Below are 26,151 nucleotides of genomic sequence, written 5' to 3'. Positions count from 1 at the left end.
CAACACGGGTATGCGTGTCGTCATCGTGACCGAATCCTTTCCCCCCGATGTGAACGGCGTGGCCCACTGCGCGCTCCAGACCGCCCGGCACCTCGTCGATCGCGGTCACGCTCCCCTCGTCGTCGCCCCGGCCACCGCGGCCGGGAGCGGGCCCGACGCTCTCGCGCCGTGCCCCGTCATCCGTGTCCCCTCCCTACCGCTCCCGGGCTACCCCCAGGTCCGCGTCGCCCTCCCCAGCCGGCGCGTCGCCGCGGCGATCACCGAACACCGCGCCGACATCGTCCACCTGGCCAGCCCCTTCATCCTCGGCGTCCGCGGCATGGCGGCCGCCGCCCGCCTCGGCATTCCCGCCGTGGCCGTCTACCAGACCGACCTCGCCGGCTACGCCCGCACATACATCAGCGCGGGTGAGGCCACCGCGTGGCGGCGCATACGCTCCGTGCACGCCGCCGCCGACCGGACGCTCGCCCCGTCCAGCGCGGCCCTGCACGACCTGGAGGCACACGGTGTGCCGCGGGTACGGCTGTGGCCGCGCGGCGTGGACACGGTCCGCTTCCGTCCCGACCGCCGGGACGAGGCACTCCGTCGTGAACTGGCGCCGAACGGCGAGCTGATCGTCGGCTACGTCGGCAGGCTCGCCCCCGAGAAGCAGGTGGAACTGCTCGCCGGGGCGTGCGGACTGGACGGCGTACGCGTCGTCGTGGTCGGCGACGGGCCGAGCGAAACCACCTTGCAGGGCGCGCTTCCCGGCGCGGTCTTCCTCGGACGTCGCACCGGTGACGAACTCGCCCGGATCTTCGCCTCCTTGGACGTCTTCGTGCACACGGGCCCCTTCGAGACCTTCTGCCAGACCGTGCAGGAGGCCATGGCGAGCGGGGTGCCCGTCGTCGCGCCCGCGGCGGGCGGGCCGCTCGACCTGGTGGCCCACGGGCGTACGGGACTGCTGGTGCCGCCGCGCGACGCGGCCGCCGTGCGCGACGCGGTGTGGGCCCTGACCTCTGATCCGGCCGTCCGTACCGCCTACGGGGCCGCCGGGCGTGCCATGGTCGAGGGCCGCACCTGGGCCGCCGTGGGCGACCAGCTCATCGGGCACTACGCCGATGTGCTCTCGGCTCGGAAGCTGGTGGCGGCATGAGCCTGCGCATCGTACGGCTCGCCAACTTCGTCGCCCCCGCGTCCGGCGGCCTGCGCACCGCGCTGCGGGAGTTGGGCGCCGGCTACCGGGCGGCCGGGCACGAACCTGTGCTCATCATCCCCGGTGAGCGCGCGAGCGACCGCGACACCGAGCAGGGTCGGGTGATCACGCTCCCCGGGCCGCTTCTGCCCGGGACCGGCGGCTATCGCGTGCTCACGGACAAGCGGCGCGTGGCCCGGCTCCTGGAGTCGCTCGCACCCGACCGCCTCGAAGTCTCCGACCGGACCACCCTGCGCTGGACCGGAGTGTGGGCACGGCGGGCCCGGGTGCCCGCCGTGATGGTCTCCCACGAGACCGCCGACGGAGTGCTGCGGACCTGGGGCCTTCCCGAGGGGATGGCCCGGCGGACCGCCGACGCCCTCAACGTCCGTACGGCGCACACCTATGCGCGGGTCGTATGCACCACGGAGTTCGCCGAGCGCGAGTTCGTCCGCATCGGCGCCCGCAATGTCGTACGTGCCCCGCTGGGCGTCGATCTGGTGGGTCGGCACCCCGCGCTGCGGGACCCCGGGCTGCGCGCCCACCACGCGCGCGCGGACGAGGCGTTGCTCGTGATGTGCTCCCGGTTGTCCGTCGAGAAGCGGCCGGGCACGGCACTCGACGCGCTGGAGGCGCTGCTGCGGCGCGGACAGCGGGCCGTGCTCGTCGTGGCCGGGGACGGACCGCTCAGGACCCGGCTCGAACAGCGCGCCCGGGAGCGGAGTCTGCCCGTCACCTTCCTCGGGCACGTCTCCGACCGCGCCGTGCTCGGTGCGCTGCAGGCCTCCGCCGACGTGTGCCTGGCCCCCGGGCCCGCCGAGACGTTCGGGCTCGCCGCCCTGGAGGCGATGGCCTGCGGCACGCCCGTGGTGGCCAGCGCCCTGTCCGCCCTGCCGGAGGTCGTCGGGTCCGCCGGGGCCACCGCGGGGGACAGCGGGGACTCCTTCGCGGACGCGGTACGGCTGCTGCTCGGGCGTCCCGAGGGTGAGCGCAGGCAGGCCGCACGCGCGCGTGCCGAGTGCTTCGGCTGGGACGCCGCGGTGGAGGGTTTCCTCGCCGCGCACGACGCGACGGTTCCGGTGCGCCCGCGCGCGCAGGAGGGCGTCGGATGAGACCGCTGCGGTTCGTGGCCCTCGGGGACTCGCTGACCGAAGGCGTCGGCGACCCGGTCGGGGAAGCCTGGCGGGGGTGGGCCGCACTGCTCGCGCAGGGGCTGGCCCCCGCGGACACGCCCGTGGAGTTCACCAACCTCGCCGTCAGCGGGGCGCAGACGCGGGATGTGCTGGACCGGCAGACACCGGCGGCGCTGGCCTTGGAGCCCGACGTCGTCTCTGTCGTGATCGGTGTCAACGACACCCTGCGCTGCACCTTCGACATTCACTCCGTGGCAGCGCGGCTCGACAAGGTGTACGCGGCCTTCCGGGCTCGGGATGCGGTGGTGATGACGGCCTGCCTGCCGGATCCCGGCTCCATGCTGGGTCTGCCTGGCGCGCTGGCCCGCCCGCTGGCCCGGCGGCAGCGGGCCGTCAACACGGTCGTGCACGCGCTGTCCGAGCGGTACGGGGCGGTGCATCTGCATGCCGCGGAGGAGGAGTGGCTGACGGACCGGGCGATGTGGAGCGCGGACCGGCTCCACCCGGGGGAACAGGGGCACCGGCAACTCGCCCTGCGGTTCCATGCGCTGCTGACCGAGCAGGGCATCGCCACGGGGGCCGCGCCCTCGGCCGAGCCCGAATTTCCCGCGCCCACGCGGTCGGCGAGTCTGTTGTGGCTGGCCACCGCCGGGACAGGGTGGGTGGCCCGGCGGTGTACGGACCTGCTGCCGCAGCTGCTCACCCTCGCCGCCGCCGAGGTGCGCCACCGGGCGCGCGGCACCAGCGCGCGGCTCGACCTGAGTGCCTCGCACGCCGTCGCGTCCGCGCTGGCCGCGCTGTCGGTGGCCGAACAGCCGGACGCGGCATGACGGTTCAGCGGCTGCGCGGGGGCACTCAGCGGCGGCGTACGGCCACGAAGCGGACCGGCGTGCCCGGGACCGCCTGAGCGGCCGCGGCGAGGTCGGTGGAACGGACGACCGCGATCACCGGGTAACCCCCGGTGGTCGGGTGGTCGGCGAGGAAGACGACCGGGCGGCCGTCGGGTGGCACCTGGACGGCGCCCAGAACCATGCCCTCACTGGGGAGTTCGCCGGAAACGGCCCTCTTCAGTGAGGGCCCTTCCGTCCGCAGGCCGATGCGGTTGCTCGCGGACGACACCCGGTAGGCGCCGGTGAGGAGGGTGCGCACGGCCGACTCCGTGAACCAGTCGTCGCGCGGGCCCGTCGTCACGCGCAGGACGAGTTCGGCGGGCGGAGCGACATGCGGGACGACGTCCACGCGCGTGTGGAGCGTGTCCGGGCGGCCCAGGGGGAGCACCATGCCGTCCGAGAGCGGCGGGGGGCCGAGGCCCGAGAGGAGGTCCGTGGAGCGGCTGCCGAGGACCGGGTCCACGGCCACTCCACCGGAGACGGCCACATAGCCGCGCAATCCGGCCCGTGCCTGGCCGACGTCCAGCAGTGCTCCGGCGGGGACGTGTACGGGCGCTCCCCAGGCGGCCGGTCGCCCGTCCATGGTGACCGGGCAGGGCGCTCCCGCCACCGCCACGGTGACCGCAGAACGCGGCCGCAGGGCACACCCGTTGAGTGTCGTCTCCAGAACGGCCGCTTCGCAGGGGTTGCCCACGAGCCGGTTGGCAAGCGCCGCCGCGGGCCCGTCGAGGGCGCCGGAGCGCGGCACGCCGAGGTGCGCGTGGCCGGGCCGGCCCTGGTCCTGGACGGTGGTCAGGGCCCCGGCCCGGACGACGGAGAGGGCACGGTCGGTCATGAGCGCCTCGGCGCTGACAAGAGGGCCGGGTCGGTCACGGGCACCTCGCCGGTACGAAGCGGACCCGGGAGCCCGGAGCGAGCAGCGCGGCCGGCACGCGCGCGTGGTCCCACAACACGGCGTCCGTCGTCCCGATCAGCTGCCAGCCGCCCGGCGACGAGCGCGGGTACACGCCCGTGTACGAGCCCGCCAGCGCAACGGAACCCGCCGGAACCGTCGTACGCGGAGTCGCCCGGCGCGGGACGTCGTAGCGCGCCGGCAGGCCCGTGAGGTAGCCGAAGCCGGGAGCGAACCCGCAGAAGGCGACCCGGAATTCGGCCGCCGCGTGGATCTCGGGCACCAGCTGCTCGGGCACACCCCACAGAGCCGCGACATCCGCCAGGTCGGGACCGTCGTACCGTACGGGGATCTCGATCGCCTCGTTCGCGCGCGCGGGCAGCGGTGGGATGTCCCATGTCGGGAGCCGCTCCGCCAGGCGCGCGGGGTCGTCCAGGCCGTCCAGGAGGACCGTGCGGGCCGCGGGGACGATCTCCCGCACCGAGAGGGAGCCCTCCGCGCGGCGGCGCAGCAGTTCGGCGTGCAGGGCCTGGGCCGCGTCACCCGAGGAGACCTCGACGAGCAGGGCGCGGTCGCCGACGGGCAGCGCCCTCATGCCGTCGCCGGCGGACGGAGTCCTCCTCCCGTCCCCGGCAGACAGTGCGCTCATACGAAGGCCTCCACGCGGACGCCGGACGATTCCAACCGGGCGCGCACCCGGCGGGCCAGCTCCACCGCGCCCGGCGTGTCTCCGTGCAGGCACAGGGAGCGGGCGCGGACCGGGATGCGCTCCCCGGAGCGGGAGGTCACCGTTCCGAAGTGGGCCAGGCCCACCGAGCGTTCGACCACTGTGTCCGCGTCCGTGATCACCGCGCCGTCCTGGGCGCGCGGCACCAAGGTGCCCTCCTCGGTGTACGCGCGGTCCGCGAACGCCTCGGTGGCGGTGGGCAGTCCCGCCTGCTCGGCCAGTTTCAGGAGGCGGGAGGAGGGCAGGCCGAGGACGGGCAGGCCGGCGTCCGCGAGCACGACGCCGTCGACGACCGCCCCCGCCTGTTCCTCGTCGTGCACGACGCGGTTGTAGAGCGCGCCGTGTGGCTTCACGTAGGACACGCGCGTGCCCGCCGCGCGCGCGAACACCTCCAAGGCGCCGATCTGGTACGCCACTTCGGCGGCCAGCTCGTCGGGCGGCACGTCCATCGCTCGCCGCCCGAACCCCGCCAGGTCCCGGTAGGAGACCTGGGCGCCGATCCGCACACCGCGCTCGGCCGCCAGCTCGCACACCCGCCGCATGGTGGACGCGTCGCCGGCGTGGAAACCGCAGGCCACATTGGCGCTGGTGACGACGGACAGCAGCTGCTCGTCGTCGGTGAGGCGCCAGCGGCCGAAGCCCTCGCCGAGGTCGGCGTTGAGATCGATCGGGGTCATGAGGTGGGTCTTCTCCTTCGTCGGGCCGTGATGTCGTCGGCTGTTCTCAGACCACGCGGTACTGCTCGTCGCGGGTGTCCGTGAGGAACATCTGGCCGGGCGCGTGGGTGATCGCGAAGGGCGGGCGGGACGCCATCACGGCCGCCTGCGGTGTCACTCCGCAGGCCCAGAACACCGGGATGTCGTCCGGTGCGGCGTCCACCGGATCGCCGAAGTCGGGGCGCGAGAGGTCCTCGATGCCCAGCCCCGACGGCTCCCCGCAGTGCACCGGGCTGCCGTGCACGGCGGGCAGCAGGCTGCTCTCCCTGATCGCCGCGGCCAGATGCTCCGGCGGGACAGGGCGCATCGACACCACCATCGGGCCGTGCAGCCGCCCGGCCGGACGGCACTGGCGCCCCGTCACATACATGGACACGTTGCGGCCCTGCTCGATGTGGCGCATCGGCACGCCCGCCTCGCTCAGCGCCCACTCGAAGGTGAAGCTGCACCCGATGAGGAACGAGACCAGGTCGTCGCGCCAGCGGTCGACCACGTCGGTGGGCTCGTCGACCAACTCGCCGTGTTCCCACACCCGGTAGCGCGGCAGATCGGTGCGCAGGTCGGCGCCCGGAGCGAGCGGAGTGCTCCAGGAACCGGCGTCGGTGACGTCGAGGACCGGACAGGGCTTCGGGTTGCGCTGACAGAACAGCAGCATGTCGTAGGCCCAGTCGGCGGGCACCGAGATCAGGTTCGCCTGGGTGTGGCCCGCGGCGACTCCGGCGGTGGGGCCCGACACGCCCGAACGGAACTGGGCGCGCGCCTCGTTGGGTGTCCACGCGTGCGCGTGGCCGTCGATTTCCAGCAGGCTCACCGGGCGGTCCTGGACTGTGTCGTTCACAGGAGTTCCTTCCCACGGGTCTCGGGGAGTCCGATCAGGGCCAGTGCGGCGAGCGCGTAGCCGATGGCGCCGAAGACCAGCGCGCCGCCCACGCCCCAGCTGTCGGCAAGGAAGCCGACGGTGGTGGGGAAGACGGCGCCCACGGCCCGTCCCGTGTTGTACGTGAAGCCCTGCCCCGTGCCGCGCACCGCCGTCGGGTACAGCTCACTGAGGTACGAGCCGAAGCCGCTGAAGATCGCCGACATGCAGAAGCCGAGCGGGAAACCGAGCACAAGGAGAAGGGTGTTGGCGCCGCTGGGGATGTTCGCGTACGCGAGGATGCATGCCGCGGAGAGGATCGCGAAGAGCAGGATGTTGCGCTTGCGGCCCAGTTTGTCGGTGAGATAGCCGCCCGTGAGGTAGCCGATGAAGGCTCCGGAGATCAGGAACGTGAGGTACGTGCCGGTGCCGACGACCGACAGTCCGCGCTCCGTCTTGAGGTACGTGGGCACCCAGGTGGCCAGCGTGTAGTAGCCGCCCTGGACTCCCGTGGAGAGCAGGCCCGCGAAGACCGTCGTCCGCAGCAGCCCGGGCGCGCCGTCCCTGCCCGGCTTGAAGATCGCGGTGAACGAGCCCTTCTCGGCGCTGTCCGCGCGGCGCTCGGCCGACTCCGGGGCGTCATGCACCTGGCGCCGCACCCAAAGGACGAGCAACGCGGGCAGCGCGCCGGTCCAGAACATCACGCGCCAGGCCAGATCCGCGTCCAGGAACTGGAAGACAAGGGTGTTGACGAGCACGGCGAGCCCCCAGCCGACGGCCCAGGAGCTCTGGATCGCGCCGAGCGTACGGCCCCGGTGTTTGGGGCTCGCGTACTCGGCGACCAGGATTGCGCCGACCGCCCACTCGCCGCCGAAACCGAGGCCCTGGAGGGCGCGGAACACCAGCAGAGTCTCGTAGTTGGGCGCGAAACCGCAGGCCACGGTGAACACCGCGTAGGTGGCCACGGTGATCATCAGCGCTTTGACACGTCCGATCCGGTCCGCGACCACACCGGCGACGGCGCCGCCGACCGCCGAGACGACCAGCGTGACCGTGGTGAACAGGCCGGTCTGGCCGCTGTCCAGGCCGAAGTAGGCCGCCAGCGCGACCATGCTGAGCGGCAGTGTGAAGTAGTCGTAGGAGTCGAGGGCGTAGCCGCCGAACGCGCCGGCGAAGGCGCGGCGGCCGCGCGGACCGAGCGCGCGCAGCCAGGCGAACGCGCCTTCCTGAACGGCGAGTTCACCGGTGCCGGGCCGGGTGTCGGCTGTCAGGGCCTGGGGCGGAGGGGTCGTGCTCATGGGCACCTCACAGTGAGGGACGGAGGGTGCTGGGGATTGAGCCGTGCCGTGCGGGAGTCGAGAACGGGGCCGTGCCGTGCGGAAGCGGTGGGCGCCGCAGCGGTGCAGAGGGATGCGGTGCGGTCGAGCGGTCGGCGCCTGACCGCCAAGGTAGAGGATCGTTGAACGATCCCTCAATACCCATGTTGTTTCGTTCTTGTATCTGCGATTGAATTCCGGGCATGGCAGAGCTGACGGGACTGGCCGACGATCGCGCCCTGCTGGGCCGCACCAGCACCGCCGAGCGGGTCTCCGACATCCTCAGGAGTCGCATCGCCGAGGGCTTCTTCCCGCCCGGCACGCGGCTGTCCGAGGACAGCATCGGAGGGGCGCTAGGCGTCTCGCGCAACACCCTGCGCGAGGCGTTCCGGCTGCTCACGCATGAGCGGCTGCTCGTGCACGAACTCAATCGCGGGGTCTTCGTCCGGGTGCTGACCGTCGAGGACGTCGAGGACATCTACCGCACCCGTGGTCTCGTCGAGTGCGCCGTGGTCCGCGGCCTCGGCGAGCCGCCGTACGCCGTGGACGGCCTCGCCCAGGCCGTCGCCGACGGGCGGCGGGCGGCACGCGAAGGTGACTGGAAAGGTGTCTCCACCGCCAACATCCACTTCCACCGGGAGCTGGTCGCGCTCGCCGGGAGCGCCCGCACCGATGAGCTGATGCGCAGCGTCTTCGCCGAACTGCGCCTTGCCTTCCACGTGGTGGACGACCCGCAGCGCCTCCACGAGCCCTATCTCGCACGTAACCGTGAGATCCTCCGGACCCTCGAGGCGGGTGACCGGGACGGAGCCGAGCGGCTGCTCGCGGTCTATCTCGACGACTCGCTCAAGGGGCTCGTGGACGTGTACGCGCGGCGGGTGGCCGACGGCGGGCAGGGTATCGGCTGAGTCGGGACGCGACGAGCGCGAGGCACGGGGCGACGACTCGTTCCCCGGCCACGCGGCACAGGTCACCGGGGATCGGCCGCGATCATGAAGCAGCGGTACAGTCAGGGCCTTCTGCGTCGTTTCGACCGTTGTCAGACCGAGGACCTAGTCTGTGCACCGTGACTTCGCCTGCATCGACGGACAGCGTTCCGCCCCAGCTCAGCGCGGGGCCGCGCCCCGCTCCGGGCCCGGCCGCCGACGAGGGCCTGGCGCGGCGGCTGCGCGCGCTCGCCTGCACCGCGCCACTGCACGACCTCGACGTACGCAAGGCGAACCTCGCGGGTGAGTACACGGTGTACGGGATGGCCGAGGTCGCCCTCGCCGCCATCGACCTCGTCACACTGAACATGGACTTCGACACGGGCGCCGACCACGACCAGATAGTGGCCAGGCTCATCCCGCGCATCGCCGCCCAGGCCCCGCGGCGGCCCGTCGCCGAGCACGAGCGCGTGGCCCGCTGGGTGCTGGAGAACCTGATCAACGTCGGCAGTGTCGACCGCGGCTTCCGCGCCGTATACGGCACTTTCGCTCCGGACGGCTCCTATGTGCGCCGCGACTACGACTTCAAGCTGATCGAGGAGGTGCCCGGATACGGGGGGAGTGTCTATCTCCGGACGACCGACGAAGCGGTCAACGTCCTCGTCGGCGCCCTCGACACCGACGTCACCAGTGCGCAGATCGCCGCCGAGGTCAAACTCGAGGTGCTGATCAGCCGCGGTCGGCTCGCCGACGCCCAGCTCGCCGCCGAGCAGGCACGCTACCGGACCGTGCAGTACTCGGAGACGCTTCGCAGGGCCCTCGACGCGACCCGGCGCAATGTGCGCGCCGTCGACTGGCTCCAGGCCGTGCCCGACATGATCGTCGAGGCCCTCGACCACGTCGCCGACCGTTACCGCCATGAGAACGCGATCCTCACCAACATCCGCAAGGCCCGCGACGAGTCCGAGGACCCCGAGCAGAAGCGCCGCGCCGCCGAGCTCGTCGACATCGTCAAGGACTGCATCCGCAGGCATACGCAACTGCAGTCCCGGCTCCTGGAGGCCGGCCCGCTGTTCCGCGCCGAGCAGGACCGGCAGGCCTTCGCCACCCCCATGACGACCTCCGGCATCGACCTCTACGGTCATCTCGTGGCGCCCGTGCTGCCGCTGCCCGTGGAGCAGGCGCTGCGCGTGACGGACGCGTTCTTCGCGCGCGGGACGGGTTTGCGCACGCCTGTGGCCGTACGGGTGGGGGACCTGGTCGACATTCTGCTGACGCCGCCGCTGGAGCGGGAGCACCTCGGGGCGGAGATGCCCGAGCCCGATCTCATCGCCACCCCCGACGACAGTCGGTTCAGCGAGGAGCAGCTCGCCGGCGCGATGGAGTTGCTCGACCTGCCGGCCGATGCGCCGCGGCGGCTGTCCGGGCTGCTGGCCGAGGCCCGCCGCCGCGACCCTGAACTGCCCTACCTCGTTGCCCTGTTGGCCGTCCACGCGGCCAGTCCGCCGGTCGGTACCGCGTACCGGCAGGGCGAGGAGAAGCTGCTGTTCGCCGTGGACGACGGGACCGAGCTGGACGATCCCGAGTTCGGCGGGGCGGATCTCATCGTGGGGATGGCCCTGCTGGACGCGGCCGGGATGGCGGCCGACCGGACGGAGGCGGCGTGAACCGCCGGTCGTCCTCTTGCCGCGGGCCGGCTGTGGCTGATCGCGCCCACGCGGCGGAGCCGCACGAGGTCACGCCCAACGCCCCGTGCGGGGCTGCCCTCGCCCCCGTTCTTCAGATCAAGGAGCCCCAACCGTGACCGAGCACGTCGAGTGGAGTGAGCCGGAGGCAGTCGCCGCTCCGGCGAACGCGCCCGTCACACCCGCCGACGCCGCCGACGCGGCGCGGCTCGTTGCCTTCGGGCTGCAGCCCAAGCTGCAGCCGGCGCGCGACCAGGAGTACGCGGAGCTGCTGCGGCGCTACCGCGAGGACCCGCCGTTCGCGCGGCTCGCCGACGCCGTGGCCGCCGGGCTCGGGCTGGTCGTCCTGGAGGTGTCCCCGCGCGCGGGCATGGCCGTGACCGCCGCGGAGGACTCCGTGTTCGCCGTCCGGATGGGCGACTACGCGCGTCGCGCGTCGGCCGACTCCGGGGACCGGTTCCTGCACGGGCTCGCGCATCTCGCCGTCGCCGCCATGGCGTTCCCGCGCCCCGAGGACCTCGCGGACGACGGGTACATCGGGCGCGTCTCGGTCAACGGCGTCGACGCGTTCGTACGGCAGGCCTGTCGTCGTCTGGAGGAGCGGGCCGAGGAGCAGGGCGAGAACACCGACCCGGCCACGGACGCACCCGACCTGGAGGCGGCCTGGCGGATCTGGGCGCGGCGCAGCTCCACCGGTGCCACCAAGGACGCGCGAAGACTGGCCGGTTCGACCACCGGCATCGTCGGCAAGGCCGTCGCGTTCCTCACCGACTCCGGGTTCCTGCAGCGCACCGGGGACGACGGCGGAGGGACGTACCGGACGACGGCCCGCTATCAGCTTCAGGTCCGCGACATGGCCGGCAGCGCGGCCATGGCCGAGCTCCTCGAGCTGGGCATAGTCCCGGTGACCGACGGCACTGCGACGCTGCTGCCCGCCGAGGACAGCGACGACCTGGAGTTGGCGGCCGGAGCCGGACTGCCCTTCCACTCCTGAACAGGCCGCGCAGCCTGAACTTCCTCGATCCACCCCAGACTTACGACGAGAGTCCGCCGCCATGTACGAGCTGTCCCGGGTCCGCCTCTACTCCATCGGGCCTGCCGGTGCGCGCTACGCCGACACCGTGCTTGACCTGCGGGGTGTCGGCGAGCCCGTGCCCGATCCCGCGCCCACCCAGGCGGAGTTCTTCGAGGAGGAGCCCATCGGGCCGCCGCGCCGGCCCGCGCCCGCGGGGGTGCTCTTCCTGGAGAACGGCGGCGGCAAGTCGGTGCTGCTCAAGCTGATCTTCTCGGTGATGCTCCCGGGCCACCGGAACACGCTGGGCGGTGCCAGCTCCGGTGTGCTGCGCAAGTTCCTGCTCGCCGACGACTGCGGGCATGTCGCGCTGGAGTGGCAGCACACACTGACCGGCGAGTGCGTCGTGGTCGGCAAGGTGAGCGAGTGGCGGGGGCGGCAGGTCTCCAACGACCCGAGGAAGTTCGCCGAGGCCTGGTACTCGTTCCGGCCCGGGCCGGGGCTGAGCCTGGACAATCTGCCGGTGGCCGAGGCCACCGCCGTGCGCACGCCCGTCGAGGGGGCCTCCGGCGCGCAGGGGCGGCGGCGCACCATGAAGGGTTTCCGGGATGCGATCAGCGAGGCGGGCAAGGCGTACCCGCACCTCGAAGTGCACTGGGAGGAGATCCACGACCGCTGGAACGAGCACCTCGGCGACCTGGGCCTTGACCCCGAACTCTTCCGCTACCAGCGGGAGATGAACGCCGACGAGGGCGAGGCAGCCGGTCTCTTCGCCGTCAAGAAGGACTCCGACTTCACGGATCTGCTGCTGCGTGCCGTCACCGACACCCGGGACACGGACGGGCTCGCCGACCTGGTCGGCGGCTTCGGCAACAAGCTGGGCCGGCGCGCCGAGCTGATCGCCGAGCGCGACTTCACCGCCGGGTCCGTGGATCTGCTCGGCCGGATCGTCGACGCCGCCGAGGCACGGGCACGCGCGCGCGACATCCACGCGGGCGCCGAGCGGCGTACCCGGACGCTCGCGCGGAGGCTGTCCGCGAGGGCCGTGCAGGAGCGCGTGCGCGCCGGTGAACTCGCGCAGCGCGTGACCGCCGCCGCGTACGCCGTCACGCACGCCGAGGGTGCCCGCGAACGCAGCGCGCTGATCGCCGCCGAACTCGCCTACCGGCACGCCTCGTTGGCGCTCGCGGGGGCGGAGAAGTCCGCCGCCGCGCAGAAGCGTGAGCTGGCCGACGCGCGCACCTTGCACGCCGCCTGGCAGGCCGCCGAGGCCGTGCTGCGGCACCGCGCCGCCGCCGACCGCTCCGCGCGCGTGGCCGCCGCGATCCGCGAGGCCGAGCGGGACGCCGCGCCCGCGCTCGCCGCGCGCGCCAAGGCCGCCGCCGACCTCGTACGCGCCCTGCACCGCGCCGCCGAAGGCGCCGAGGCGCTCGCCAACGAGGAGGAGGAGCGGTCCACCGGGCTCCAGGAGGTCGGTGAGAGCGCGTACGCCGACTCGACCGCGGCGGCCACCGCCGCGCAGCGCGCCCGCAGCGAGGTCGGGCATCTGCGCCAGCGGCTCACCGAGGTCGAGCAGGAGACCGCCGAGGCGGTCCGCGCGGGCTGGCTCGACGACAGCGCCCCCGACGCCGACCCGGCCCGCGCTGCCCTCGCCGCCAGCGACGCCGAGAAGTCGGCCGTCGCCGCCTGGGACACCGCACGCGAGGCCTCGCGACGCGCTTCGGAGCATGCGCGGGAGGCGGCCTCCACCGAGTCCCGCGCGGAGCTCACGGCGGCGCGCGCGGCCGATGCGGCGACTGCCGCCGAGCGGGCGTACGACGCGGAGCGGCGTACGGCGGAGGCGCTGGCGGGAGAGGAGCGGCTGGCAGAGCTGCTCAGCCTGCCGGACGCCTCCGGCGCCGGGCGTGGCGGCGTGCCGGTGCCGCGAGCGGGAGCCGACGGTTCGGGCGGGCGCGGGGCCGCACCCGAGGACAACGGTGATGGCAGCCAGGGCGGTGCCCGCACGACGCGACACCGTTCCGGCGCCGGTGACGGCACCGAGGGCGGCGCGACCGGAGCCGACGACCGGGGTGCCTCCGGTCGGCAGACCGGTGGCGCGGTGGGCGCCGGCTCAGGAAGCGTCCGGCAGGCCGTCGGCGCAGTGGCCGGCCGCCCGGGCGGCGGTTCCGGCGTGGCGCGTGCCGATACCTGGCCCCCGGCCGAAGGCCCCCTCACCCCCGAGCAGTTGGACCACTACGCCGACGAGCTCCGCGAGCTCCTCGACGACTCTGTCGCCTCGGCCGAGCGCCAGCTCTTCGAGCTGCGGACCGCCGCGGCGGACGACGCACGCATCCTGGGGGCACTCGGTGACGGCGGGCTGCTGCCGCCCGGGCCGGACGTCCTGGCCACGGTCGAGTACCTCGGCGAGCACGGAATCCCGGCGCTGCCCGGCTGGCGCTACCTCGCACAGGCCGTCGACCCCGCCGACCACGCGCGCGTTCTGGCCGCCAGGCCGGAGCTGGTGGACGGCGTGATCATCACCGACCCGGACACGCACACCCGGGCCCGCGAGGCGCTCAGCGAGGCCGCCCTGCTGCCGCGGTCCGCCGTCGCCGTCGGTACGGCCGCCGCACTGCTCGCTCCGACTCCGGCCCCCGGCGCGGGCGATGGCGACGTGTTCCTCGTACCGCCGAACCCCGCCATGCACGACGAGCACGCCGCCGACGAGGAGCGGCAGGCGCTGCGCGCCCGCGCGACCCAGCGGGACGAGGAGATCCGGGCGCTCGCGGCCCGGCTCGGCAAGGACCGCGAGCTGGCCGCGCGGCTGGCATCCTGGCGGACCGGCTGCCCCGCGGGACGGCTCGTCGAGCTCGCCGCGGCCGCCCGGGACGCGCGCGCCTTCGCCGAGGAGGCCGAGGCCGAGCTCGCCGAGGCGCGGACCGTCCGGGCGGAGGCCGACGAGGCGGCGGCCGAGGCGGCCCACGTACGGGACGAGCGGCAGGAGGCCGCCCAGCGGGCCCGGCGCGCCGCCGACGCACTCGCCGGGCTCGCCTTCCGGTTGCGCGAGCGGGCCGGCTGGCAGGTCAAGCTGCGCGAACTCGCCGACGAGGCAACGGAATCGGAGGCCCGCGCCCAGGTCTGCCTGGAGCGTGCCCGCGCCGCGGACGAGGACCGCCGCGCCGCCCAGCGCGCCGCCGACGACGCCCGCCGTACGGCCCGCGCGCTGCGTGCCGAGCGCGCGGAGATCGCCGGCGCCCCCGATGACGTACCGGAGGACGAGGCGGGCCCTGCGAAGTCGTCGCTGCCCGCCCTGCGTGAGGCCTACCGGGCCGCGTCCCAGCTGTACGAGAAGGTCGGTGTCGGTGCCGACCTGAGGGCTGAGCAGGCGCGGGCCGAGAGCGATGAGAGCGCGGCGCTCGCGGAGCTGGACCGGCTCAGCAACAAGGTGCGCACCCGCGCGGCGACACTCCTGGAGTCGCCGGACGGTTCCGACGGGCCCTCCCGGCAGGCCGCCGCCGCGCGTGCCGAAGAGCTCGTGCAGCTCCTGGAGACCCGCATGTCCACCGCGAGCGAGCAGCTCGGACGGCTGCGCGGCGAGGCCGAGCGGCATGCGCCCGAGGACGGCGAGGTCCACACCGAGCTGGCCGAGGAGCTGGTCCCGCGCGACGCCGAGCACGCGCAGAGCCTGCTGCGCACCGCGACCACCGAACTCGCCTCCCGGACCGAGGCATTGAGCCAGGCGCGCGAGGCACACGCCGAGCTGCTCGACGCCCACCGCGCGGCCGAGGACGCGGCCGGCGGCTTCGACGAGACGGCCGCCCTCCTCAGGGACCTGCTGCGGGAGCATGCCGAGGAGGAGCACGAGGAACCCGAGCCCTACCCCGGCACCCTCGAAGAGGCACGGCACTCCGCCGCCGAGACCCGCCGCTCCCTGCGCGGCTGCGCCGCCGACCTCTCGGCCGCCGAGGCCGCCGTGCGCGAGGCGAGCGATGTCCTCGTACGGCATGCGAACTCCACACGGTACGAGCAGGTGCGCACCCCCGCTCGGCAGCAGATCCGCGAGCTGCCCGCTTCCGCGCTGCCCGAGCACGCGCAGAAGTGGGCGGACGCGTTCGCGCCCCGACTGCGGGTCCTCACCGACGAGTTGGAGCAACTGGAACGCAACCGGGACTCGATCGTCGACCGGTTGCGTGGGCTCGTGGAGTCCGCGCTGGCGACCCTGCGGTCCGCTCAGCGGCTCTCCCGGCTTCCCGAGGGGCTCGGCGAGTGGTCCGGGCAGGAGTTCCTGCGCATCCGCTTCGAGGAGCCCGACCAGGCTACGCTCACCGAGCGGCTGGGCGAGGTCGTCGACGAGGCCACCCGCGCGGCGGTCAAGAAGAACTCCGACATGCGCCGCGACGGCATGTCGCTGCTGCTGCGCGGAGTCAGCGCCGCGCTCCAGCCCAAGGGCATCGCCGTCGAGATCCTCAAGCCGGACGCCGTGCTGCGAGCCGAGCGCGTCCCCGTCGGACAGATGGGCGACGTGTTCTCCGGCGGTCAGCTGCTCACCGCGGCCATCGCGCTGTACTGCACGATGGCGGCGCTGCGCAGCAACGACCGGGGCCGCGACAAGCACCGGCACGCCGGAACGCTGTTCCTGGACAACCCCATCGGGCGCGCCAACGCGACGTACCTGCTGGAGTTGCAGAGGGCTGTCTCGGACGCGCTCGGTGTCCAGCTCCTCTACACCACCGGCCTGTTCGACACGACCGCGCTCGCCGAGTTCCCGCTGGTCATCCGATTGCGCAACGACGCCGACCTGCGCGCCGGGCTGAAGTACATCAGCGTGGAGGAACACCTCCGGCCGGGACTGCCGCGGCAGCCTCATGAGGACGAGGCGGTGCACAGCGAGATCACGGCAACGCGGATGTTCAAACGCCCGGCACCTGCAACCCCCTAGGGGCGCGGGACTGTGTTGACATGCGGCTCCGCGGCGTGGGCGCAGGCGGTGCTTTGCGACAGCGAGGACGTGCTCGGTCTTGCGTTCTTCGCCGCGGGAGTCGGGTTCGTCGAGGATCAGGCGGTCCAGCCGAGGGCCCACCTGGCCAATTGAGATGACCTGTAACGGTCGCCAACGACCCCTCCCGTTGCCTGGCGCACTGCCGGACACGGAGAAATTCGGCGATGAACTCCCTTTCCTCTCAGGTAAGTTCAGGCTCGACCAGTTGTCCGAAGAGAGGGACTCTGCCTTGCGCACTCCCTATCGTCGTCTGACGACTGTCCTCGGGATAGCCGCGGCTTCCGCGTCGGCGCTCGTCCTGGCCACGGCCCCGGCACAGGCTGACGGGTACATCTACGAGGCCTACAACGCCATCACCTCGCCGACCGCGAAGACCGAGTTCGCCCAGGACGGAGAGATCCTCACCGCCCTCGACATGAAGAAGGACGGCCACGGCACCGCCGCCCAGTGGCGCTACAACTCGAGCTCCGCCACCCACTCGTACTACAACGGCTACGGCTACGCCGTCGCCCACGACTGGAACCTGTCCTTCGCGGAGGGCACCACCCTGCAGATCCGCGCCTGCCTGCAGGACACGTCCAGCGGCACCCCGTACGACTGCGGCGGCTGGGAGTACGCCAGGGCCTGACCGTCACAAGTCGGCAAACGGGCGGGCCCTCGGGCCCGCCGCTTTCGTGTTCGCGGGTCAGCGGTCGCCCTGCGCCGGTGGCCGCGGCCCAGCGCCGGTTCACCGAGTGGGGCGAGGCCGGGGTGTGGGCCGAGCTGCACCGCCTGGTCCTCTACGACCTCGGCTCCCTCAAGGGTGCGACAACTGCCCCGCCTCGCCCCGTCGGCGTATGCTCTCCTGAGCCCGCTCCGCGGCACGCGCCCTGCGCCGCTCGCGCCGCAGGGATCGGGCGGTGCTGCTCGGTGCCGACACCACGCCGTTGCGCTGGTTCCACACCTGGCGCGTCACCCAGACGTCGAGGGCGGCCCACGTCGCCACCACGGTGCTCGCCACGCTACTGAGGACCATCGGGAACGCCAGCCATGATCCGGTCAGAGTGCACAGGAACGCCACCATCGCCTGGATCAGCGTCATGGCGATGATCAGCACCGCCCGCACCGCAGCTGTGCGCACCGGATCGGGCATTCGGCGGCGCCGCGCGGACTCCTCGATCCACAATGGCCGGTAGTACGGCTGTTCTTGAGCCGTGGCGTGCCCAGCGGGCCCGGTCCCGCCTCCGTGCGCCGGAATGTCGCGATCCAGTGCCTCGGCACTCCGCCGCGCCGCCAGGTGCGGCGCACTGCTCTCCGTGGGCGCCTCGCGCTGCTCCGCCGTGCCCATCAACGTGTCACTCCCCACCGCCAGCAGACCGCTCGCCCCGTGTCCGAACACACGGCTCCCCAGTGGCTGCCCGGCTTGCGCTGTTTTACCCGCCCAGTTGCGGGATGCGGCTCGTGTGGCCGATTCCGCCCCCATTTCCCGAAGAGAAGGACGAACGGCGTGTCCTGAAGATTCCCGGGAATCGAAAAGTTCTGGCCAACTGGCCGGCCGTGCCGATCGGATCCGTATGAGCGGTCGTCGCGCGATTGCGGGAGGCAATCTCCCGCAATGCCCGGACAACTCACCATCTCGCTTCGCCGGTACGGAAGTTCGCCCTCCGGACGGGTCTTCGAGTTAACTGTGGGTCGGTAGTAGGCTCGCGCCGTTTGTTGACGCATATGTGTACCCCCGGCCGGCGGGGGTCGAGCTGGGGGAGGCCATGCGCTTTCGCGGGAAGTCGATCCGCCGGAAGATCGTGGCGCTGCTTCTCGTGCCGCTGGTGTCCCTGACAGCGATCTGGGGCTTTGCCACGGTACTCACGGGGCGGGCGGTCACTCAGCTGTTCCAGGTGTCGACCGCTGTCGAGGACATCGGTTACCCCACCGAGGACACCGTCCGTGTCCTGCAGCAGGAACGCCGCCAAACTCTCGTCTATCTGGCCGACCCGCGGGCGTCGGACGCACTCTCCGCGCTCCGCAGCACCCGCAGCGCCACCGACGACGCCATCGTCAAGATCCGCAAGAACGCGAAGGACCCCGACGTCCGCGACGAACTGGACCAGGGCGATGGCGAACGCCTCACCGCCGTCCTGGACGCTTTCGACGGCGTCGACTCCTTGCGCCGCAGCGTCGAGGAGGGCACGGTCACCCGCCTCCAGGCCCTCGACCGCTACAACCGCCTGGTCGACCCCTGCTACGCCCTGCTGGCCTCCCTCGACGGGGTGGACAACGTGGAGATGGACACGCAGGCCCGCGCCCTCGTCAACATCACCCGCGCCCGCGAACTCCTCTCCCGCGAGGACGCCCTGCTCGGCTCCGCCCTTGTGGTCGGGGAGCTCACACGCGAAGAGATCCGCGACATCTCCGACCTGATCGCGCAGCGCACCCTGATGTACGACATCAGCCTGCCGGTGATGCCCGCGGCGGAACGCGAACGCTACGACAGGTTCTGGAAGAACGCCTCCACCGCTTCGCTGCACTCCGCCGAGCAGTCCATCATCAACTCCGACCCCAGTACGCCCCGTTCCGTGAGCGCCAAGAGCTGGGACGCCGCCGCGGGCAGCGTGCTGAGCGAGCTCGCCACCCTCAACGACCAGGCCGGTGACCGCCTGCAGGACCGCGTCCAGCCGGTAGCGATGGACCTCATCGTCAAGGCGGCCGTCGTCGGCGTCCTCGGCCTGGTCGCCCTGCTCTTTTCGTTCTTCCTCTCGGTACGCATCGGCCGGAGCCTCATCCGCGATCTGCGCCGACTGCGCCTGGAGGCCCACGAGGCGTCCGGCGTCCGGCTGCCCAGTGTCATGCGCCGCCTCTCCGCCGGTGAACAGGTTGACGTCGAGACCGAAGTGCCGCGCCTGGAGTACGACAAGAACGAGATCGGCGAGGTCGGCCAGGCACTCAACACCCTTCAGCGCGCCGCCGTCGAGGCCGCCGTCAAACAGTCCGAACTGCGCGACGGTGTCTCCGAGGTCTTCGTCAACCTCGCCCGCCGCAGCCAGGTCCTGCTCCACAAGCAGCTCACCCTGCTCGACACGATGGAGCGCAGGACCGAGGACACCGACGAACTCGCCGACCTCTTCCGCCTCGACCACCTGACCACGCGCATGCGCCGCCATGCCGAGGGCCTGGTGATCCTCTCCGGCGCCGCCCCGTCCCGGCAGTGGCGCAAGCCGGTCCAGCTCATGGACATCGTCCGCGCCGCCGTCGCCGAGGTCGAGGACTACGAACGCATCGAGGTGCGGCGTCTTCCGCGCGTCGCCGTCACAGGACCCGCGGTCGCCGACCTCACCCACCTGGTGGCCGAACTCCTGGAGAACGCCACGGTGTTCTCACCCCCGCACACCGCCGTCCAGGTCCACGGCGAGCGTGTCGCCAACGGCTTCACGCTGGAGATCCACGACCGCGGCCTGGGCATGGCCGCCGAGGCGCTCCTCGACGCCAACCTGCGCCTCGCCGAGACCCCCGAGTTCGAACTCTCCGACACCGACCGGCTCGGCCTCTTCGTGGTCAGCCGGCTCGCCCAGCGGCAGAACGTCCGTGTCTCCCTCCAGCCGTCCCCGTACGGCGGGACCACCGCGGTCGTGTTCATGCCCGACGCGCTGCTCACGGACGACGTCCCGGACACCAACGGCATCGGCTTCCGCCTCGACCGCGCGCTGCCCTCGAAGGAGGGCGAGAGCGAGGAGGGCCGCACGGCGGCGCTCTCCCAGGCGCCGGTGAGGCTCCCGGGCCTGCCCGCCTCGATCCTGGACGGTCCGGTCGAACTGGAGGCTCCGGTCGACCTGGACCGGGGGCTCGACACCCTCACCGGTTTCCCGGGCGCCCTCGACGACGAGGACAGCGAGCGCGGCGGACTGTTCCGGCCGCGCCGCTCCATCGTCGGCGTCCCTGGCGAGCCGCACCAGCAGGCGGGCGACAGCAGTGGCGAGCCCGCCCGTTCCGGCGACGACGACCTTGCGGATGTCGCCCCCGTCCCGCTGCCGAGGCGTCGGGCCCCCAAGCTCGTCAGCTCGCACGGCCGCCCCGTGACCCAGACGAGGTCGCGGCGCGACGAGACGGACGAGGAACTCGCCATGGACTTCGAGCCACTGCAGAGTCTGGAGCCGGTGCAGAACCTGGAGCCGACGGAGCGCGGCGCGCTCGAGCTCGACGGCGCGAAGCCGCTGCCGGCCCGCCGCGGTGAGCGCCGCGAGACCCCGGCACGGCGTGGCGGCGAGCGCTCCGAGGCCCCTGGCCTTCGCGAAGCCTCCGGCGCGCGAGAGACCGCCGGTCTGCGTGAGGCGCCCGGCCTCCGCGATGCCCCCGCCCTCCCCAAGCGCACCCGTCGTACCTCCGCGTCGCCGATTACGGGCGAGACCACCCCGCGCTCCGACGCCATGACGGGAGAGGCAGAATCGGGTGTGGGCCCACTGCCCCGCCGCGTCCGACAGGCCAATCTGGCCCCGCAGTTGAAGGCCGGCCCCGAACGCCGAACCGAGCGGGACAAGGCTCGCAACGGCACGGGAGCGGACTCTGCCGACCGCGACGCCGACGAGGTACGCAACCGGATGGCCTCGCTCCAGCGGGGCTGGCAGCGCGGCCGCCAGGAGAACGCCGCGGGCGACGAGGCCCAGGACGGCACAGCACCAGGAACGACAAAGGGGGACGGTCGATGACCGCACCGAAGGCCGCAGGACCCACCACGACCGGCACGGCGTCAGGCGAACTGAACTGGCTTCTCGACGAACTGGTGGACCGCGTCGCCAGCATCCGCAAGGCGATCGTGCTCTCCGGCGACGGCCTTCCCACCGGGGCCTCCAAGGATCTGACACGCGAGGACAGCGAGCACCTGGCCGCCGTCGCATCCGGCTTCCACAGCCTCGCCAAGGGCGTCGGCCGCCACTTCGAGGCGGGCAGCGTCCGGCAGACCGTCGTCGAACTCGACGAGGCCTTCCTGTTCGTCACGGCCGCCGGTGACGGCAGCTGCCTCGCCGTCCTCTCGGATGCCGACTCCGACGTCGGGCAGGTCGCGTACGAAATGACGCTCCTCGTCAAGCGGGTCGGCGTACATCTGGCAGCCACTCCGCGCACCGATCTGCCTTCGGGCGGGTAGTGGGATGACATGAGCGGAGACGGTCAGGGAAAACGCCACTGGTTCGACGACGAGGCCGGACCGGTGGTCCGTCCGTACGCCATGACACGCGGCCGCACCACCAGTCCGGCCCAGCACCGCCTCGACCTGATCGCGGTGGTCGTCACGGAACCACACGCCGACGACCCGGAAGCGGACCAGACGCTGTCCCCGGAACACGTGGACATCGTCGGACTCTGCCGCGACGCCCCCCAGTCGGTCGCCGAACTCGCCACCGAACTCGATCTGCCCATCGGAGTGGTACGGGTCCTCATCGGCGACCTGGTCGACGAGGAAATGGTCCATGTGACACGCCCCGTACCCCCTGCCGAACTACCGGACGAGAGTATTCTGCGCGACGTGATCAACGGCCTCCGGGCGCTCTGAGCAGGGCGGAAGCGGGGAACAGACGTGACAGGCTGGCAGTTCTGGGTCGACCGAGGCGGCACCTTCACCGACATCGTCGCGCGGCGCCCGGACGGCCGCCTGCTCACGCACAAGCTGCTGTCCGAGAACCCCGCCAGGTATGCAGACGCGGCGGTCGCGGGTGTGCGTGAGCTCTTCGACGAGGGCGGGGAGATCGAAGCCGTCCGTATGGGCACCACCGTCGCCACCAACGCCCTCCTGGAACGCAAGGGCGAGCGCTCCCTCCTCGTCGTCACCCGCGGCTTCCGCGACGCCCTGCGCATCGCCTATCAGAACCGCCCCCGCATCTTCGCCCGCGCGATCGAACTGCCCGAGCTGCTGTACGAGAGTGTCATCGAGGTCGACGAACGGATCGCCGCCGACGGCACGGTCCTGCGCGCCCCCGACCTGGACACCCTCGCCGGGCCCCTCCAGGAGGCGTACGACTCCGGGATCCGCGCGGTCGCCGTCGTCTGCATGCACAGCCACCTCCACCCCGCCCACGAACAAGCCGTCGGCGAGCTGGCAGCCCGCATCGGCTTCCCGCAGATTTCGCTCTCCAGCGAGGTCAGCCCGCTGATGAAGCTCGTCCCACGCGGTGACACGGCCGTCGTCGACGCCTATCTGTCGCCCGTACTGCGCCGCTACATCCAGCATGTCGCCGACGAACTCCAGGGCGTGCGGCTGATGTTCATGCAGTCCAACGGAGGTCTCGCCGAAGCGGGCCAGTTCCGCGGCAAGGACGCCATCCTGTCGGGACCCGCCGGCGGGATCGTCGGTATGGCCCGGATGTCGCAGCTCGCCGGCTTCGACCGCGTCATCGGCTTCGACATGGGCGGTACGTCCACGGACGTCTCGCACTTCGCGGGCGAGTACGAGCGGGTCTTCACCACCCAGATCGCCGGAGTCCGGCTGCGCGCGCCGATGCTCGACATCCACACCGTCGCCGCGGGCGGCGGCTCGGTGCTCCACTTCGACGGCTCCCGCTATCGCGTGGGCCCCGACTCGGCGGGCGCCGCCCCCGGGCCCGCCTGCTACCGCGGCGGCGGCCCACTCACCGTGACCGACGCCAACGTCGCTCTCGGCCGCATCCAACCCGCCCACTTCCCACGGGTGTTCGGCCCCGACGGCGACCAGCCCCTCGACGACGCGCTGGTCCGCGACCGGTTCGCCGCCCTCGCGCGCGAGATCCGTGAGCGGACCGGCGACGACCGCACCCCGGAGCAGGTCGCCGAGGGCTACCTGCAGATCGCGGTGGCCAACATCGCCAACGCCGTCAAGCGGATCTCGGTACAGAAGGGCCACGACGTCACCCGGTACGCGCTGACCACCTTCGGGGGCGCGGGCGGCCAGCACGCGTGCATGGTCGCCGATTCGCTGGGCATCCGTACCGTCCTCGTCCCGCCCATGGCCGGCGTCCTGTCCGCCCTCGGCATCGGACTCGCCGATACGACGGCCATGCGCGAGCAGTCCGTGGAGGCGCCCCTGGAAGCCTCCTCGATGCCCGGCATCCACAAGACGTCCGACGACTTGGAGAGCGCCGCCCGCGCCGAACTCCTTGCCGAGGACGTGCCCGAGGGCCGCATTCAGGTCACCCGCCGCGCCCAACTCCGCTATGACGGCACGGACACAGCGCTCACGGTCGAGCTCACAGAGCCCGACACCATGACCCGCGCCTTCGAAGAACGTCATCGAGCCACCTACTCCTTCACCCTCGATCGTCCGGTCGTCGTGGAAGCCCTCTCCGTAGAAGCCACCGGTCTCACCGAACCCCCCGATCTCTCCGCACTCGCTCCCTACGAAACGGCCCTCGAAGGCCGCTCCGCCGCCGCGGAGACGGTCAGCCTGCACACCGGCGGTGCCTGGCGCGACGTCCCCCTGCACCGCCGCGAGGAACTGCCCCCGGGCGAGGCGGTCACCGGCCCCGCGATCATCACCGAGGCCAGCGCGACGACCGTCGTCGACGACGGCTGGCGGGCCGCGGCGACAGACGACGGGCATCTGGTCATGGAACGCGTCGCGGTCACGGAGAGTTCCGAACTCGGCACGGAAGCCGACCCCGTTCTCCTGGAGGTCTTCAACAACCTCTTCATGTCCATCGCCGAACAGATGGGTGCCCGCCTGGAGTCCACCGCCCAGTCGGTCAACATCAAGGAGCGATTGGACTTCTCCTGCGCCCTCTTCGATCCTGACGGCAACCTCGTCGCCAACGCCCCTCATATCCCGGTCCATCTGGGCTCGATGGGCACGAGCGTGAAGGAAGTCATCCGTCGCCGCGGCGGCAGTATGCGCCCGGGTGACACGTATGCGGTCAACGATCCCTACCACGGCGGCACCCACCTCCCGGACGTCACCGTGATCACCCCGGTCTTCGACACCGGGAGCGCGGAGAACACGGACGGTGACCGGATCCTCTTCTATGTGGCCTCGCGCGGTCACCACGCCGAGATCGGCGGCATCTCACCGGGCTCCATGCCCGCGAACAGCCGCACCATCGACGAGGAGGGCATCCTCTTCGACAACTGGCTGCTCGCCGAAAACGGCCGCTTCCGCGAGGCCGAGACCCTGACCCTGCTCACCGAGGCGCCTCACCCCTCGCGCAACCCGAAGACCAACGTCGCCGACCTGCGCGCCCAGATCGCCGCCAACCAGAAGGGCGTGGACGAAGTCGGCCGCATGATCGAGGACTTCGGGCTCGACGTGGTCCAGGCGTACATGAGGCACGTCCAGGACAACGCCGAAGAAGCGGTGCGCCGCGTCATCGACGCTCTTGAAGACGGTGAGTTCGCCTATGAGACCGACTCCGGGGCCGTCATCCGAGTCCGCGTCCGCGTAGACCGGGAACAACGCTCCGCGACCATCGACTTCACCGGTACGTCCCCGCAGCTCACCACCAATTTCAACGCGCCCTTCGCGGTGGTCAATGCCGCGGTCCTGTACGTCTTCCGCACCCTGGTCGCCGACGACATTCCGCTCAACGACGGGTGTCTGCGGCCTCTCGACATCGTGGTGCCGCCGGGTTCGATGCTTGCCCCCGAGCCCCCGGCCGCCGTGGTCGCGGGCAACGTGGAGACGTCACAGGCGATCACCGGCGCCCTGTACGCGGCACTGAGAGTGCAGGCCGAGGGCTCGGGCACCATGAACAACGTCACCTTCGGAAACGAGCGGTACCAGTACTACGAGACTGTGGCCTCCGGATCTGGCGCGGGCGACGGCTTTTCCGGCGCGCCCGTCGTGCAGACCCACATGACCAACTCGCGGCTCACCGACCCCGAGGTCCTGGAGTGGCGACTGCCCGTCCGGCTCGAGGAGTTCGCGGTCAGGCGCGGCAGCGGTGGCGCCGGGCGCTGGCGTGGCGGTGACGGTGCGGTCCGCCGCGTCCGGTTCCTCGAGCCGATGACCGTCTCCACGCTGTCCCAGCACCGCCGGGTGCCGCCCTACGGCATGGCGGGCGGCGCGCCCGGAGCGCTCGGCGCCAACCGTGTCGAGCGCGCGGACGGCACGGTCACCGAACTCGGCGGAAGTGATTCGACGGACGCCGGCCCCGGCGACGTACTCGTCATCGAAACCCCCGGCGGCGGGGGCTACGGCCCACCGTCGCACGACCCCCATCAAGCAGGAGAAGAGATCGATGATCTTCGGGCGTTCTGAGCGCGGCAAGCCCCCGGTCGAGCCCGTCACGCTCAAGATCCTCGTGGCCGGCGGCTTCGGCGTGGGCAAGACGACCCTCGTCGGCGCGGTCAGCGAGATCAAGCCGCTGCGCACCGAGGAGGTGCTCACCGAGGCGGGCCGGCCGATCGACGACACCAGTGGCGTGGAGGGCAAGCACACCACCACCGTCGCCATGGACTTCGGCCGCATCACGCTCCGCGAGGACCTGGTGCTCTACCTCTTCGGGACTCCCGGGCAGGATCGCTTCTGGTTCCTCTGGGACGAGCTCGCCACCGGTTCGCTGGGCGCCGTCGTACTCGCCGACACCCGCCGTCTGGAGGACTGCTTCGCCGCCGTCGACTACTTCGAGCGCCGTTCCATACCCTTCGTGGTCGGCGTCAACTGCTTCGAGGGCGCTGCCCGTTACCCCGCCGATGCCGTCCGCCAGGCCCTGGACCTCGATCCCGGAGTGCCGGTCGTCCTCTGTGACGCGCGGGACCGGGAATCCGTCAAGGAGGTCCTCATCGGAGTCGTCCAGCACGCGATGGCGTACGCCGCCGACCGCCGCCAGACGGTCACGACCTGACGCACGGCTTTTCAGCCCCGCAAATGTCATGACCTGACGCACCGTACGGCCCGCCGATGCACAGGTACGGCCC

General features: G+C 72.2%; 19 protein-coding genes. 13 read left to right on the top strand and 6 right to left on the bottom strand.

All coding sequences use genetic code 11. The features are described 5' to 3' along the window. Positions 1–10: 10 nt before the first annotated feature. The 3 genes from ACIBK0_RS06045 to ACIBK0_RS06035 are packed head-to-tail and all read left to right on the top strand — an operon-like array spanning position 11 to position 3,137. Positions 11–1,135, top strand: a complete 1,125-nt coding sequence (locus ACIBK0_RS06045) for a glycosyltransferase family 4 protein (protein WP_399076132.1) — start codon at positions 11–13, stop codon at positions 1,133–1,135. After that, a complete protein-coding gene (locus tag ACIBK0_RS06040; RefSeq protein ID WP_399076130.1) occupies positions 1,132–2,286 on the top strand; it encodes a glycosyltransferase in 1,155 nt (384 codons plus the stop codon). The genes ACIBK0_RS06045 and ACIBK0_RS06040 overlap by 4 nt, the downstream gene beginning before the upstream one ends. After that, entirely contained in the window at positions 2,283–3,137 is an 855-nt protein-coding gene (locus ACIBK0_RS06035; protein ID WP_399076128.1) for an SGNH/GDSL hydrolase family protein, read from the top strand. The genes ACIBK0_RS06040 and ACIBK0_RS06035 overlap by 4 nt, the downstream gene beginning before the upstream one ends. Positions 3,138–3,162: 25 nt before the next feature. On the opposite strand, the gene ACIBK0_RS06030 is transcribed toward ACIBK0_RS06035, so the two are convergent. From ACIBK0_RS06030 to ACIBK0_RS06010, 5 genes are read right to left on the bottom strand one after another with little or no spacing between them, the layout of a single operon-like run. Continuing rightward, positions 3,163–4,032, bottom strand: a complete 870-nt coding sequence (locus ACIBK0_RS06030) for a biotin-dependent carboxyltransferase family protein (RefSeq protein WP_399076126.1) — start codon at positions 4,030–4,032, stop codon at positions 3,163–3,165. A 34-nt stretch (positions 4,033–4,066) separates the two neighbouring features. Further along, on the bottom strand, positions 4,067–4,684 hold the full coding sequence (locus ACIBK0_RS06025) for an allophanate hydrolase subunit 1 (RefSeq protein WP_399076723.1): 618 nt from the start codon (positions 4,682–4,684) through the stop codon (positions 4,067–4,069). Positions 4,685–4,734: 50 nt separating this feature from the next. Then, positions 4,735–5,493, bottom strand: coding sequence for a LamB/YcsF family protein (locus ACIBK0_RS06020; protein WP_399076124.1), 759 nt, complete (start codon positions 5,491–5,493; stop codon positions 4,735–4,737). A gap of 46 nt (positions 5,494–5,539) precedes the next feature. Then, complete coding sequence (locus ACIBK0_RS06015) at positions 5,540–6,370, bottom strand: putative hydro-lyase (protein ID WP_399076122.1); 831 nt, start codon at positions 6,368–6,370, stop codon at positions 5,540–5,542. Continuing rightward, positions 6,367–7,686 carry an MFS transporter gene (locus tag ACIBK0_RS06010; RefSeq protein WP_399076120.1) on the bottom strand — a complete coding sequence of 440 codons (1,320 nt, stop codon included), beginning with the start codon at positions 7,684–7,686 and terminating at the stop codon, positions 6,367–6,369. The genes ACIBK0_RS06015 and ACIBK0_RS06010 overlap by 4 nt, the downstream gene beginning before the upstream one ends. A 221-nt stretch (positions 7,687–7,907) precedes the next feature. On the opposite strand from ACIBK0_RS06010, the gene ACIBK0_RS06005 reads away from it, so the two are divergent. The 5 genes from ACIBK0_RS06005 to ACIBK0_RS05985 all read left to right on the top strand — a co-directional run bounded on the left by ACIBK0_RS06005 (position 7,908) and on the right by ACIBK0_RS05985 (position 16,933). Beyond that, the gene (locus tag ACIBK0_RS06005; RefSeq protein ID WP_399076118.1) at positions 7,908–8,612 is read left to right on the top strand and encodes a GntR family transcriptional regulator; all 705 of its coding nucleotides are present in this window, start codon (positions 7,908–7,910) and stop codon (positions 8,610–8,612) included. 158 nt (positions 8,613–8,770) lie between these two features. Further along, a complete protein-coding gene (locus tag ACIBK0_RS06000) occupies positions 8,771–10,297 on the top strand; it encodes a hypothetical protein (RefSeq protein WP_399076116.1) in 1,527 nt (508 codons plus the stop codon). Between the two features lie 133 nt (positions 10,298–10,430). Continuing rightward, entirely contained in the window at positions 10,431–11,309 is an 879-nt protein-coding gene (locus ACIBK0_RS05995; RefSeq protein WP_399076114.1) for a hypothetical protein, read from the top strand. A gap of 61 nt (positions 11,310–11,370) precedes the next feature. After that, complete coding sequence (locus ACIBK0_RS05990) at positions 11,371–16,245, top strand: hypothetical protein (protein ID WP_399076111.1); 4,875 nt, start codon at positions 11,371–11,373, stop codon at positions 16,243–16,245. Positions 16,246–16,534: 289 nt separating this feature from the next. Next, the gene (locus ACIBK0_RS05985; protein WP_399076109.1) at positions 16,535–16,933 is read left to right on the top strand and encodes a hypothetical protein; all 399 of its coding nucleotides are present in this window, start codon (positions 16,535–16,537) and stop codon (positions 16,931–16,933) included. Between the two features lie 168 nt (positions 16,934–17,101). Here the strand turns inward: ACIBK0_RS05985 and ACIBK0_RS05980 are convergent, their stop codons facing one another. Beyond that, the gene (locus ACIBK0_RS05980) at positions 17,102–17,632 is read right to left on the bottom strand and encodes a hypothetical protein (protein WP_399076721.1); all 531 of its coding nucleotides are present in this window, start codon (positions 17,630–17,632) and stop codon (positions 17,102–17,104) included. A 418-nt stretch (positions 17,633–18,050) separates the two neighbouring features. On the opposite strand from ACIBK0_RS05980, the gene ACIBK0_RS05975 reads away from it, so the two are divergent. Genes ACIBK0_RS05975 through ACIBK0_RS05955 form a run of 5 tightly spaced genes read left to right on the top strand, consistent with a single transcriptional unit; the run spans position 18,051 to position 26,078 of the window. Beyond that, positions 18,051–20,981, top strand: a complete 2,931-nt coding sequence (locus tag ACIBK0_RS05975) for a nitrate- and nitrite sensing domain-containing protein (protein WP_399076107.1) — start codon at positions 18,051–18,053, stop codon at positions 20,979–20,981. Continuing rightward, the gene (locus tag ACIBK0_RS05970) at positions 20,978–21,418 is read left to right on the top strand and encodes a roadblock/LC7 domain-containing protein (RefSeq protein ID WP_399076105.1); all 441 of its coding nucleotides are present in this window, start codon (positions 20,978–20,980) and stop codon (positions 21,416–21,418) included. Before ACIBK0_RS05975 ends, ACIBK0_RS05970 begins: the two co-directional genes overlap by 4 nt. A gap of 9 nt (positions 21,419–21,427) precedes the next feature. Next, positions 21,428–21,823 (top strand): DUF742 domain-containing protein, encoded by a 396-nt coding sequence (locus tag ACIBK0_RS05965; protein WP_369245123.1) that lies wholly within the window; start codon positions 21,428–21,430, stop codon positions 21,821–21,823. Positions 21,824–21,847: 24 nt separating this feature from the next. Further along, on the top strand, positions 21,848–25,492 hold the full coding sequence (locus ACIBK0_RS05960) for a hydantoinase B/oxoprolinase family protein (RefSeq protein WP_399076103.1): 3,645 nt from the start codon (positions 21,848–21,850) through the stop codon (positions 25,490–25,492). Continuing rightward, positions 25,473–26,078 carry a GTP-binding protein gene (locus ACIBK0_RS05955; protein WP_399076101.1) on the top strand — a complete coding sequence of 202 codons (606 nt, stop codon included), beginning with the start codon at positions 25,473–25,475 and terminating at the stop codon, positions 26,076–26,078. The genes ACIBK0_RS05960 and ACIBK0_RS05955 overlap by 20 nt, the downstream gene beginning before the upstream one ends. The last annotated feature ends 73 nt before the right edge of the window (positions 26,079–26,151 follow it).

The sequence above is a fragment of the Streptomyces sp. NPDC050564 genome (genome assembly GCF_044457265.1).
Taxonomy (GTDB): domain Bacteria; phylum Actinomycetota; class Actinomycetes; order Streptomycetales; family Streptomycetaceae; genus Streptomyces.
Note: the sequence above shows the minus strand (reverse complement) of the source record. Positions and strands in the feature narration are given on the sequence as shown.

Coding starts and splice junctions, on each gene's coding strand:
- ACIBK0_RS06005 (WP_399076118.1), top strand. CDS start 7,908: ATGGCAGAGCTGACGGGACTGGCCGACGATCGCGCCCTGCTGGGCCGC.
- ACIBK0_RS05965 (WP_369245123.1), top strand. CDS start 21,428: ATGAGCGGAGACGGTCAGGGAAAACGCCACTGGTTCGACGACGAGGCC.
- ACIBK0_RS05970 (WP_399076105.1), top strand. CDS start 20,978: ATGACCGCACCGAAGGCCGCAGGACCCACCACGACCGGCACGGCGTCA.
- ACIBK0_RS06040 (WP_399076130.1), top strand. CDS start 1,132: ATGAGCCTGCGCATCGTACGGCTCGCCAACTTCGTCGCCCCCGCGTCC.
- ACIBK0_RS06045 (WP_399076132.1), top strand. CDS start 11: ATGCGTGTCGTCATCGTGACCGAATCCTTTCCCCCCGATGTGAACGGC.
- ACIBK0_RS06035 (WP_399076128.1), top strand. CDS start 2,283: ATGAGACCGCTGCGGTTCGTGGCCCTCGGGGACTCGCTGACCGAAGGC.
- ACIBK0_RS06020 (WP_399076124.1), bottom strand. CDS start 5,493: ATGACCCCGATCGATCTCAACGCCGACCTCGGCGAGGGCTTCGGCCGC.
- ACIBK0_RS06030 (WP_399076126.1), bottom strand. CDS start 4,032: ATGACCGACCGTGCCCTCTCCGTCGTCCGGGCCGGGGCCCTGACCACC.
- ACIBK0_RS05975 (WP_399076107.1), top strand. CDS start 18,051: ATGCGCTTTCGCGGGAAGTCGATCCGCCGGAAGATCGTGGCGCTGCTT.
- ACIBK0_RS06010 (WP_399076120.1), bottom strand. CDS start 7,686: ATGAGCACGACCCCTCCGCCCCAGGCCCTGACAGCCGACACCCGGCCC.
- ACIBK0_RS06025 (WP_399076723.1), bottom strand. CDS start 4,684: ATGAGGGCGCTGCCCGTCGGCGACCGCGCCCTGCTCGTCGAGGTCTCC.
- ACIBK0_RS05980 (WP_399076721.1), bottom strand. CDS start 17,632: ATGGGCACGGCGGAGCAGCGCGAGGCGCCCACGGAGAGCAGTGCGCCG.
- ACIBK0_RS05955 (WP_399076101.1), top strand. CDS start 25,473: ATGATCTTCGGGCGTTCTGAGCGCGGCAAGCCCCCGGTCGAGCCCGTC.
- ACIBK0_RS05990 (WP_399076111.1), top strand. CDS start 11,371: ATGTACGAGCTGTCCCGGGTCCGCCTCTACTCCATCGGGCCTGCCGGT.